8 protein-coding genes are annotated in these 10,903 nt (G+C 66.8%); all 8 read left to right on the forward strand.

What is annotated here, in order from left to right:
* Positions 1-264 precede the first annotated feature (264 nt).
* The 8 genes from gspG to ACSFBF_RS00655 all read left to right on the forward strand — a co-directional run bounded on the left by gspG (position 265) and on the right by ACSFBF_RS00655 (position 10,761).
* Positions 265-717: a type II secretion system major pseudopilin GspG gene (gene gspG / locus ACSFBF_RS00620; protein ID WP_435464425.1), complete on the forward strand. Its 453-nt coding sequence runs from the start codon at positions 265-267 to the stop codon at positions 715-717.
* An 86-nt stretch (positions 718-803) separates the two neighbouring features.
* Complete coding sequence (gene gspK / locus ACSFBF_RS00625; RefSeq protein ID WP_435464426.1) at positions 804-1,760, forward strand: type II secretion system minor pseudopilin GspK; 957 nt, start codon at positions 804-806, stop codon at positions 1,758-1,760.
* 1 nt (position 1,761) lies between these two features.
* On the forward strand, positions 1,762-3,018 hold the full coding sequence (gene gspL / locus ACSFBF_RS00630; RefSeq protein ID WP_435464427.1) for a type II secretion system protein GspL: 1,257 nt from the start codon (positions 1,762-1,764) through the stop codon (positions 3,016-3,018).
* Positions 3,015-3,623 (forward strand): type II secretion system protein GspM, encoded by a 609-nt coding sequence (gene gspM, locus ACSFBF_RS00635; RefSeq protein ID WP_435464428.1) that lies wholly within the window; start codon positions 3,015-3,017, stop codon positions 3,621-3,623. The genes gspL and gspM overlap by 4 nt, the downstream gene beginning before the upstream one ends.
* Positions 3,620-6,406, forward strand: coding sequence for a type II secretion system secretin GspD (gene gspD, locus ACSFBF_RS00640; protein WP_435464429.1), 2,787 nt, complete (start codon positions 3,620-3,622; stop codon positions 6,404-6,406). The genes gspM and gspD overlap by 4 nt, the downstream gene beginning before the upstream one ends.
* Positions 6,403-7,881 carry a type II secretion system ATPase GspE gene (gspE, locus tag ACSFBF_RS00645; protein ID WP_435464430.1) on the forward strand — a complete coding sequence of 493 codons (1,479 nt, stop codon included), beginning with the start codon at positions 6,403-6,405 and terminating at the stop codon, positions 7,879-7,881. Before gspD ends, gspE begins: the two co-directional genes overlap by 4 nt.
* Positions 7,882-7,895: 14 nt before the next feature.
* Positions 7,896-9,098, forward strand: coding sequence for a type II secretion system inner membrane protein GspF (gspF, locus tag ACSFBF_RS00650; RefSeq protein ID WP_435464431.1), 1,203 nt, complete (start codon positions 7,896-7,898; stop codon positions 9,096-9,098).
* Between the two features lie 481 nt (positions 9,099-9,579).
* Positions 9,580-10,761, forward strand: a complete 1,182-nt coding sequence (locus tag ACSFBF_RS00655; protein WP_435464432.1) for a type 2 periplasmic-binding domain-containing protein — start codon at positions 9,580-9,582, stop codon at positions 10,759-10,761.
* Positions 10,762-10,903: the final 142 nt, after the last annotated feature.

The following is a 10,903-nucleotide window of genomic DNA, read 5'->3' on the forward strand; positions in this document are numbered from 1 at the left end:
CGGGGGGGCGCTTGAATGCAGCTGAAGTTGTGTCTGCTACAGGCGAAACATCGCGCCGATCTGGTGCGTAGTGAATGGGCCTGTTTTCGCAAGTTACCCGGGGTGATCGGGAGAATCTGCCGGTCCGACGCCCAAAAACAAATCCAAAAGCATTCGTATCGTCGGCCGGGGAGCGTGATTTCTCCCGAACTCTGTCCATCAAGCTGACACGCCGGGTTGCCATCATCTCCAGGTGTCAAAGGCATCGATCTGGAGAGAAAAAGCATGGCCGCAGGTATCCTTGAAAAGAAGCACCTGCGCCCGCGGCCGCAGCAGGGATTCACGCTCATCGAGCTCATGGTGGTGCTTGTCATCATGGGCGTGCTCGCGGCGCTGATCGTGCCGAACCTGATGGGTCGCCCCGACCAGGCGCGCGCCACGGCGGCACGCCAGGATGTGGGTTCCCTCATGCAGGCGCTCAAGCTGTACCGCCTCGACAACGGCGAGTACCCCGGCGCAACCCAAGGGTTGCGGGCGCTGGTGGAAAAGCCTACGTCGGGCAAGGTCCCGCAAAACTGGCGCAACTACCTCGAGCGGCTGCCTAACGACCCCTGGGGCAAGCCGTACCAGTACCTCAATCCCGGCACCAACGGCGAGATCGACGTGTTCTCGCTTGGCGCCGACGGAGAGCCTGGCGGAGAAAAAGCCAACGCCGACATCGGTTCCTGGCAGCTTTAGGCGGGCTCATGGCTAAAACCAGGGGGCGGCCTGCAGGCCAGCAACGCCGACGCTGGGCAAAGTTCGGTCGCAGTGCGCAGCGTGGCATGGCCATCATCAGCGTGCTGCTGGTTGTCGCAGTGATCGCGGTGCTTGCTTCGGCGCTGCTCGGAAGGCAGACCGCGGCGATCCGGGCCGCCCAGACGGAGCAGACGCTTGCGCAGGCGCGGTGGCTGCTTCGCGGCGAAATTGCGCGCGCTCAACTCGTACTACGTGCTGAGGCGCAGCGCGAACCTGCCACCCGCCTCGACGGACTTTGGAACCGCCCCGTGAACGGACAGGTTCTTGGCCATATCGAGGGCGCGTCCGCAAGGGCATTTACCGAGATCATCGACGAGCAGTCCAAATTCAATCTGCGCAACCTCGTGAACGCTGGCCAGATCGATCCGGTCGAGAGCGCGGCCTTCCTGCGGCTGTGCGCGCTGGTGGGCGTTTCGGCGGACCAGGCTGACCGCATGGCCCGCCGGGTGGTTGTCAGTCTGGTGGACGCGGATCGGCAGCCGGTTGCCTCCACTGTGCCGTCGGAGATCAAGGCAGCAAAGGAGACATTGGAGCGGCTCGGTCTTGCGAGCCTGCCCGCGCGCGCGCAGGCACCACGCCTGCGTGTGGTCGAGGATCTGCTCGCCGTGCCCGGCGTGGGGGCCGATAGCGTCGCGCGCCTGCGCCCATACGTCACGGTGTTGCCGCAACGGACCTGGATCAATGCCAACACGGCAAAGGCCGAGGTGCTGGCCGCCTGGGTGCCCGGACTGGCGCTCGACCGTGCCCGCGCCTTGCTGCAGGCGCGCGACAACGGCCAGTGGTTCATCAATCGTGGGGATTTCGTGAATCGGCTGCAAATGCCGGAGATCAACGCAAGGAGCCTTCGCATCGGCATAGCCAGCCAGTGGTTCCGCGTCTCTAGCGCCCTGGAAATGCCCCGCACGACGCTCCTGATGCAGGCGCTGGTACACGACGACAAGGAAGTGCTGCCCCAGGTGATGTGGCTGCGAGAGGGCGCCTGACATGACGACACCGGTCGGGCTCCTGCGGCTGATGCTGCCGCCGGCGCGGAACATGGACGCCTCGCCCGTGCGATGCGCCTGGCGCACGCCGCAGGGTGTCTGGCACGGCGCGGCATTCGAAGGGCTGGCTGCGATCGCGGCCCGCTTCCAGCCCAAGCGCGTCGAGGTCTGCCCGCATCCGGCCGATGTGTCGATGACGCAGATCGAGCTGCCGCCCCTGCCGGCCCGGCGCCAGCGCATCGCGGTGCTCGGTGCCATCGAGCTGCTGACACTGGCCCCGCCGAAGAATCTTTCGGTGGCATTCGGTCCGCGCAGCGAAAAGGGCACCGTGCCGGTGGCGTGGATGAGCACCGGCGCCCTTTCGACATGCCTGCGGGCTTTGCAGGATCAGGGCCTGCCCGTGCATGCCGTGTTCCCGCCGCCGGCCTTCCTTCCCGCCCCGGTGGACGACACCTCGGGCGCGATCGTTGTCGACGACTGGGCGGTCGTGCGGACTGGGGTCGACGAGGGGACTTTGCACCCGGTTCCCGCGGGGCATGCGAACCCGTCGCAGATCGGCGAAAGACTGCAGCCCTTTCTTCCCGATTCGCTCCAACTGCGCTGGCTGCAGTTGGACGAAACACTCGAGCCCGGCGAGGGGCCAGCGTCTTCGCCCTGGACCGGAGACGGGTGGAGCTGGACGCTGCCCACCGGCAAGACAAGTGCCGAAGGTGCCGATCGTCGCTGGCTGCGCCCAGCCATCGGCTGGGCTGTGGCCGCCACGGCGGTGTGGTTGGTGGGCCTGAACCTCTACGCATCGCAGCTCGCCGCGCAGGGGCAGGCACTGACGCGCCAGATGGCGGCGCAGGTCAAGGCAGCATTCCCCGAAGTGCCGGTGATCCTCAATCCGCTGCAGCAGGCGCGGCAGCTGCGCGATGCACGGCGTACGGGAGCAGGGGCCGGTACCGTGGCGTCGGCAGACTTCGCTGCGCTCGTGCGGGCTTCCGCGGGGCTTCTCACGCAGGCCGAGGGGCAGGTGCAGAGCCTCGACTTCCAGAACGGCCAGTTGCAGATCCGGTGGCGCGAAGGCTTCACGCCGAACCCCGACGAACTGAAGTCCCTGCAGCGACGTGCGCAGGAGCGCGGGCTGGAGGTGCAGGCCGAGGACAAAGGGCTGCGCATACAGGTCGGCGCCACAAAGAAGGGCGAGAAGGGCGACGAGCTTGCGCCCCGCGCGGCGGCCGCGCCGAAGGCTGCCGCTTCGGGAGCCGCGCGATGACCGGCCGGCTGCGTGCACTGCGCGGACCGATGCCTTGGCACGGATGGGGCGCGGCTCTTCGATCGCGCCTGCAGCCGGTGTTTGCGCAGGGTCAGGATCGCTGGCGCGGACTGTCGCGGCGCGAGCGTCTACAGGTTGTGGGGATGGTCGTCGTCGTGGTTGTGGCCGCCGTCTGGCTGTTGATGGCCAAGCCGGCCCTGGATTCGCTCCAGCACTGGGGCAACGAACTGCCCCGCCTGCGCTCGCAGGCCGCGGCGCTGAAGGATGTGCTGGCCGATGTCGGCGGCCCGGCGGCCGCCGGGCCCGGCGATGCATCCGCAGACCAGCGCATGCGGGCGAGCCTCGACGCGGCGGGCCTGGCCGGCGCCTACCAGCTGCGCGAGGCCGACACCGCGTGGCAAATCGAATTCGAACGCTCCGCCGATGCTTCGCGGGTGATGGCCTGGCTGCTCAGTGCGCCGGGCTCGCTGGGAATGACGGTGCAGCAGGTCACGCTGCAACGCTCCGAGGACGGCGGTTCTGCGGGCGCCAAGAGCCAGGTCCGGGCTCGGGCGACGGTGGCGGTGGCGGTGGCGGTGCAACGGCAAACAGGAAACGGATCATGATGCGAGCGAACGCGGGTCGACGGGGAATGCGCTGTGCGCTGGTGTGCTGTCTGGCGTTGGCAGGCTGTGCCGCGACCAACCCGGAGGAACAACCGCTGTTCCGGGACGGAACCTATGTCCCGAGTTCGGGCGCCGCCGCCGAAGCCGCGGCCCAGGCCAGCAAGCCGCCCGCGCAGCCGGCGCCAGTCTCGGGCACGCCGCCCGCGCCGGCCAGTGCGGGACGCACCGTCCGCCCGGTCGTTGCCGCGCCGGAGCGGCGTCCGGCCACCACCTCCACGGCCACGCCGGCACGCCAGCCCGCAGCGGGAACCGAAGGCAAGGCGGTGATGAACTTCGTCGACGCGGACATCCAGTCCGTGATCTCCGCGCTGTCCCGGTTCCTCGGGCGCAACTTTCTGATGGACCCGCGCGTCAAGGGCCAGATCACGCTGGTCTCCGATGGCGAGATCCCGTCGGCGACGGCCTACGACATGCTGGTGTCGGCTCTGCGCATGCGCGGCTTCACCATCGTCGACGTGGGCAAGGTCAGCCGCGTGGTGCCGGTCGCCGATGCCAAGCTGCAGGGCGGTTCCGTCAACGCGGCCGCACCCGGCGGCGGCATCGCCACGCGGACCTTCCGGCTGGCCTACGAGAACGCCGAGGCACTGGTGCCGGTGCTCAAGCCGATGATCGCGCCGGAGAACAGCATCGCTGCCTACGCGGCGAACAACACCCTGGTCATCACCGACTACGTCGACAACCTGGAGCGCATTGCGCGCATCGTCGAGAGCATCGACACGCCGGCCTCGCTCGACACCGATCTGGTCAAGGTCCGCAACGGCGTGGCGATGGACATCGCGGCGCTGGCCAACGAGCTGCTGCAAGGCGGCGGCAACGAGGCGCGGCGCGACATCGTGGTGCTGGCCGATCCGCGTTCGAACACCGTGGTCATCCGCTCGAGCAGCCCGGCACGCACCTCGCTCGCGCGCGATCTCATCATCAAGCTCGACAACGCACAGGACGACCCCGGCAACCTGCACGTGGTGTACCTGCGCAATGCACAGGCGGCATACCTGTCAGGGGTGCTCCGGGGGCTGCTCACCGGCGACTCGGGCAGCACGGCGCTGGGCGGCGGCGACAGCGCACGGGCCGCGCTCGGTGCCGGCGGCATGTCGGGCGGTGCCGGTGCAGGCGCTGGGGGCGGGGGCGGGACGAACAGCGCGAGCAGGACGACGAGTTCCTCTTCTTCATCGTCGTCCTCCACGTCGGGCTCGGGCACGCGTGCCTCGACCGGCGGCAGCAGCCGCTTCGGCGGCGGCTCGGGCGGTGCGCAGCAGGGCGTTCCCGGCAGTGGAGGCACGGGGACGGCGTTCTCTGCCAACGGCGTGACGGTGCAGGCCGACTCCACCACCAACACGCTCATCATCGCGGCGCCCGAGCCGATGTATCGCAGCATCCGGCGCGTGATCGACATGCTCGACCAGCGGCGCGCGCAGGTGCTGGTCGAAAGCCTGATCGTGGAGGTCACGGAGCAGGATGCGGCGCAACTCGGCATTCAATGGATGAAGAACAACGGCCGCTTCATCGGCGGCACGAACCTGGGCGGCGGCGCGGGCCTGAACAACAATGCGACCAACACCATCGACCTGCTTCCCGGCGGGCTCAACCTGGGCATCATCGATGGCACCGTGAAGCTGCCCGGTGGCGGCGAGATCCTCAATCTCAACTTGCTGGCGCGTGCCCTGCAGACCAAGGGCGGCGCGAACATTCTCTCGACGCCGAACATCCTGACGCTCGACAACGAAGCGGCCTCCATCATCGTCGGCAAGACGGTGCCCTTTGTCAGCGGCCAGTACATCACCTCGGGCAGTGGCGGCTCCGACAATCCCTTCCAGACGGTGACGCGTGAGGACATCGGCCTGCAGCTGAAGATCAGGCCGCAGATTTCCGAGGGCGGGACGGTCAAGCTCGACATCTACCAGGAAGTCTCGAGCATCGATGACCAGAACTCGGGCGTGTCGGGCATCGTGACCAACAAGCGTGCGCTCGACACCAGTGTGCTGCTCGACGACGGGCAGATCATGGTCCTGGGCGGGCTGCTGGAAGACAGCGTCAACAACACAGTGGAGTCGGTGCCGGGGCTCGGCGCGATCCCGGTGCTCGGCAACCTGTTCCGATACGACAAGCGGCAGCGGGTGAAGACGAACCTGATGGTCTTCCTGCGCCCCTACGTGATCCGCGATGCCAATGCCGGCCGCGGGCTGACTGCGGACCGCTACAACTTCATGCGCACACAGCAAAGCCGCGCGCAGCCCGGCAAGCATCTGGTGCTGCCCGACATGGCGGCGCCCATCTTGCCGCCGGCCGACATGCCGGTGGCAGGCCGGCCCCCCAAGCTGGACATGCGGCCGGAGCAATGGAGCACCACGCGCGAGCAGCCGGTGCCTCCCATGCAGACAAGCAGCCAGGTGCGCGAGCGGCCCGCGCAGGGCGAAAAGGAGCCCGAGGTCCGCACGCAGCTGCCCTCCAACCTTGGCGTGACCGGCGACCCCGCCGTGCTCTACGCCTCGACCGAGAACAACAAGAGCGTGCTGCAGGTGGCCGACGTCCCCCGGCAGGAAGACGCGGTACGCATTGCCAAGCGCGTGCGCATCAGCGGAATGCCGGCGTACATCGTGAGCGGTCCGGGCGGCACCGGCTTTGCTGTGCGGGTGGATCTGCCGCGCGATGCGCGCTCGGTCGATACCTCCACCAGCGTGCTGCGCGAACTTGGCTATCAGCCGGAGATCGTGGTGGCGCCATGAACGCGGCCCAACCCCTCCTGCGCCCCGAGCTGCATCCCGCGCCGGTCCTGCCGCACGCCTGGGCTCGCGCGCAGCGCATCGTCGCGTGCCGGGAGGGCGGCAGCGATGCCGCCATGGCCCTGGCGATCAGTGCGCGCGCGCAGGGCTGGGCGCTGGCTGAAGCACAGCGCCAGACCGGCATCCATGCGTGGCACGAAGTGTCCGAAGAGGAGATGGACGCGCTGCTGTCCGCCGGCTATGCCGAAACGGGCAGCGCCGCCGCCGTGGTCGGCGCTGCCGAGTCCGAGGTCGACCTGGAACGGCTGATGCAGGACATCCCCGCGGTGACCGACCTGCTCGATGCGCAGGACGACGCGCCGGTCATCCGCATGATCAACGCGCTGCTCACGCAGGCCGCGCGCGACGGCGCCAGCGACGTGCACTTCGAGGCCTTCGAGACGCATTCGGTCGTGCGCTATCGCGTCGACGGAACGCTGCGCGACGTGGTCTCGCCGCGCAAGGAACTGCACGCCGCGCTGATCTCGCGCATCAAGATCATGTCGCAACTCGACATTGCCGAGAAGCGCATCCCGCAGGACGGACGCATCACGCTGCGCGTGGGAGGGCGTCCCATCGACGTGCGTGTTTCCACCGTGCCCACCGTGCACGGCGAACGCGCCGTGCTGCGCCTGCTCGAAAAGGATGCGGGCCGACTGCAGTTGCAGCGCCTGGGCCTGGCGCCCGACACACTGGAGGCACTTACGCGCCTGATCCGCCAGCCGCACGGCATCGTGCTCGTGACCGGCCCGACCGGCAGCGGCAAGACCACCACGCTTTATGCGGCGCTCGGCCAGCTCGACAAGAGCGTGAGCAACATCCTCTCGGTGGAAGACCCGGTTGAATACGACCTGCCCGGTGTCAACCAGATTCCGGTGCACACCAAGATCGGCATGACCTTCGGCGCCGCGCTGCGCGCCGCACTGCGCCAGGACCCGGACAACATCATGATCGGCGAGATCCGCGACCTCGAGACCGCGCAGATCGCGGTTCAGTCTTCGCTCACGGGGCATGGCGTGCTGGCCTCGCTGCACACCAACGATTCGATCTCCGCGGTGACCCGCCTGACCGACATGGGCATCGAGCCCTTCCTGCTGTCGTCGTCGCTGTTGGGCGTGCTTGCGCAGCGGCTGGTGCGATGCCTGTGCCCGCAATGCAAGCGCGCAGAGACGCAACCCGACGGCAGCACGCGCTGGGTGCCCATGGGCTGTTCGCATTGCAACCAGTCGGGCTTCAAGGGGCGCACCGGCATTCATGAGCTCTTCGTCATCGACGACGAGATCCGCCGGATCATCCACGACGGCGGCAACGAGCATGCGATGCGCGAGGCGGCACGCCGGCGCGGCATGCGCACCATGCGCGAGGATGGGCAGCGCTGGGTTGCCGCAGGCGTCAGCACCTCCGAAGAAATTCTGCGTGTCACGCGCGACGACGGGTAGCAGGGGGACGCAGAATGCCGCGATTTCACTTTGAGGCAGCCAACGCGGCCGGACAGATCCAGGCCGGAATGATGGATGCCGAATCCGTGCGAGCAGTGCGTCTGCAACTGCGCGAGCGCGGACTGACGGCACTGGATGTTCACGAGACCGCGGCAGGCAACAGCCTCTCCTGGCTCGGCCCCAAGCTCGGCGCCGCGGACCTATGCTGGGCCACGCGCGAGCTGGCGAGCCTGCTGGGCGCTCGTCTGCCGCTGGAGTCGGCGTTGATGGCCACCATCGAGCAGGCGGAGCACAAGGTCGTCGCCGATGCGCTCACTGCCGTGTGCAATCACGTGCGTGGCGGCATGCGCCTGGCGGATGCATTGGGCGAGCGCCCCCGCGACTTTCCCGCGATCTATCGCGCGCTGGTGAGCGCAGGCGAAGACTCGGGCGACCTTGCGCGTGTGATGGAGCGCCTGGCCGACTACCTGGAGAGTCGTGACCATCTGCAGAGCAAGATGCTCACGGCCTTCATCTATCCCGCGGTCGTTGCCTTCGTCTCGGTGTGCATCGTGATCTTCCTGCTCGGCTATGTGGTGCCGCAGGTGGTCAGTGCCTTCTCGCAGGCGCGCCAGGAGCTGCCGATGCTCACGCAGGCCATGTTGGCCGCGAGCGGTTTCGTGCGCGACTGGGGATGGCTCACCGCGCTCGTGCTCGGTGGCGCCTTCGCGCTGTGGCGCTCGTCATTGCGCGACGATTCAGTGCGGCTTCGCTGGCACAGCACAGTGCTGCGCATTCCCATGCTGGGGAGGTATGTGCTGGGCGTGAACACCGCACGCTTCGCCTCCACGCTGTCCATCCTGATGGATGCCGGCGTGCCACTACTGCGCTCGCTCGATGCGGCGCGCCAGACCATGGGCAACGACCGGCTCAAGGCCTGCGCGGCAGACACCACCGCGCGCGTGCGGGAAGGTGCGCCGCTCGCATCGGCGTTGCGCGTGCAGAAGGTGTTTCCCTCGAACCTCGTCCATCTCGTCGCGAGCGGAGAGAAGACCGGCGCGCTCGCGCCGATGCTCGACCGCGCCGCGGCCAATCTCTCGCGCGACCTCGAGCGCCGCGCCACACGGCTGACAGCTGTGCTCGAGCCTCTAATGATCCTGGGCATGGGCGGCGTGGTGATGCTGATCGTGCTCGCGGTGTTGCTGCCGATCATGGAAATCAATCAGATGGTGAAGTGAGGAGATCGGCGGCATGCCGATCTCGCTTGCGAAGCTGCGCGAAGACGCACTTCACAGGCGTTCTCCCGAGTGCTTTGGGCGAGTTCGGGAGGATCGTTTATCTGGCTCGGTTTTCGATGCCCGACCAGTCCATGCACCACGCAATCCCGATTCATGCGAACGACATTGGAGTGGAGCGGGAAATCGACAAATTGCGTTCTTCCTTTCGACGCGACATTGCATTCTTTCGACGTAGTTCTTGAGAAGAGGCGGACGTATCGAAATCGACCGAAAACTCGGGTGAATTTCTGGCCGTCTTGGGGGTTCTTGTTCAACGCTGCGTCACTGTCGATCTTCAAACTTCATACGTCGTCAAACCAATGACGGCACAAGGATCCGAAGGGTGACGAGGCGTTGCAAATGGTCAGCGAGAGGCGCCCGGAGATCTGTCCAGTTCGATTCGGTTTTTTCAAACTTCTTCTGCTTTCTTAGGAGCAATTCAATGAAATCCGTTCACTTCAAACTCATGGCGCTGTCTGCAGTGGCTGCGGCCTCCATGATCGCCGGTGCAGCTTCGGCGCAGACCGTGACTGGCGGTGGCGCGAGCCTGCCGGCTCTCCTGTATCAGGACATCATCGGTGGCGGCCCGATCCTCGGAACCTGGACCTACACGTCGAGCAGCAGCGGCACGGGCAAGTCGACCTTCCTGACCGGCAGCACGTTCAACTACGCCGGCAGCGACTCCGCTCTGACCAGCGCCGATCTCGCAACGTACACCAACGGCGCAACCTGGGGGCCGATCTTTCAGGTTCCTTCCGTGGCAACCCCGGTTCTGCTTCCCTACAAGGAAACCAACGTCACGACCCTCAACCTGACCACCGCTCAGGTCTGCCGCATCTTCTCGTTCCAGCCGTCTTCGCGCACCTGGAACCAAGTCACGACCGCCGCTGACGACGGCGCCGTGGGCTCCGCCAGCGCAATCGCAGTGGTGTTCCGCAACGAAGCCGCCGGTAGCGGCACGACCGAGCTGCTGGCACGCTTCCTGAACGCGGCTTGCGGCCCGTTCCTGCCGGCCGGCAAGTCGTTCACCGTGTCGAACGTCTTCAAGAACGTGGTCGCAACGGCTCTGCCGACGCTGACGGCGGCGCAGGACGCCAATGGCGACGGCATTCCCGATGTGTGGGTTGGCGCTGCAGGCAGCGGTGGCGTCAAGACGGCTCTTGCCACCGATCATCGTTTTGGCTACCTGAGCCCCGATGTGGACTACACGGGCAACGCGAACAACGTGGTCGCGCGCATCGACGGACTCCTGCCGACGGAAGCATCCGTCCAGGCGGCTCTGCCGGCACCCCCGTCCGGTGCTGACCGTCTGGATCCGCTGAAGTGGGTTCCCGCCTACGCGATTCCCAGCGGCGCTTATCCGATCTTCGGCACCACCAATCTGCTGCTTGGCCAGTGCTATGCCGGCGGCTTTGGTTCGGGTACCCGTGGCGCTGCGGTCAAGGACTTCCTGACCAATTTCAACACCAGCGCCTATGACAGCTACATCACGTCTCGCCACTTCGTGAGACTGCCCGCCGCTTGGAAGACGGCCATCTCCGACGCCTTCCTCACCGGCGCCGATGGCAACGGTCTGGCATTCGGCAACTCGGCCGATTGCAACGGCATCGCCGGCCGCCCGTAAGTTCTGTTGATCGACTCGGATGAGTCGCCGGCCTTCATCTGGCCGGTGATTCATCCGTCTCATCGGAAGCGAGACGAGTGCATTGGCGCTCGTCTCGCTTTCGCGTTTCCGACGCTGTGTTCTGAATCCGTAGTCCGAGAGG

Source organism: Variovorax nivicola, assembly GCF_051216475.1.
GTDB lineage: Bacteria > Pseudomonadota > Gammaproteobacteria > Burkholderiales > Burkholderiaceae_C > Variovorax.

Excerpts from the sequence above, each read along its gene's own strand:
- ACSFBF_RS00655 (WP_435464432.1), top strand. The coding sequence starts at position 9,580 with ATGAAATCCGTTCACTTCAAACTCATGGCGCTGTCTGCAGTGGCTGCG.
- gspG (WP_435464425.1), top strand. The coding sequence starts at position 265 with ATGGCCGCAGGTATCCTTGAAAAGAAGCACCTGCGCCCGCGGCCGCAG.
- gspD (WP_435464429.1), top strand. The coding sequence starts at position 3,620 with ATGATGCGAGCGAACGCGGGTCGACGGGGAATGCGCTGTGCGCTGGTG.
- gspE (WP_435464430.1), top strand. The coding sequence starts at position 6,403 with ATGAACGCGGCCCAACCCCTCCTGCGCCCCGAGCTGCATCCCGCGCCG.
- gspK (WP_435464426.1), top strand. The coding sequence starts at position 804 with ATGGCCATCATCAGCGTGCTGCTGGTTGTCGCAGTGATCGCGGTGCTT.
- gspL (WP_435464427.1), top strand. The coding sequence starts at position 1,762 with ATGACGACACCGGTCGGGCTCCTGCGGCTGATGCTGCCGCCGGCGCGG.
- gspF (WP_435464431.1), top strand. The coding sequence starts at position 7,896 with ATGCCGCGATTTCACTTTGAGGCAGCCAACGCGGCCGGACAGATCCAG.
- gspM (WP_435464428.1), top strand. The coding sequence starts at position 3,015 with ATGACCGGCCGGCTGCGTGCACTGCGCGGACCGATGCCTTGGCACGGA.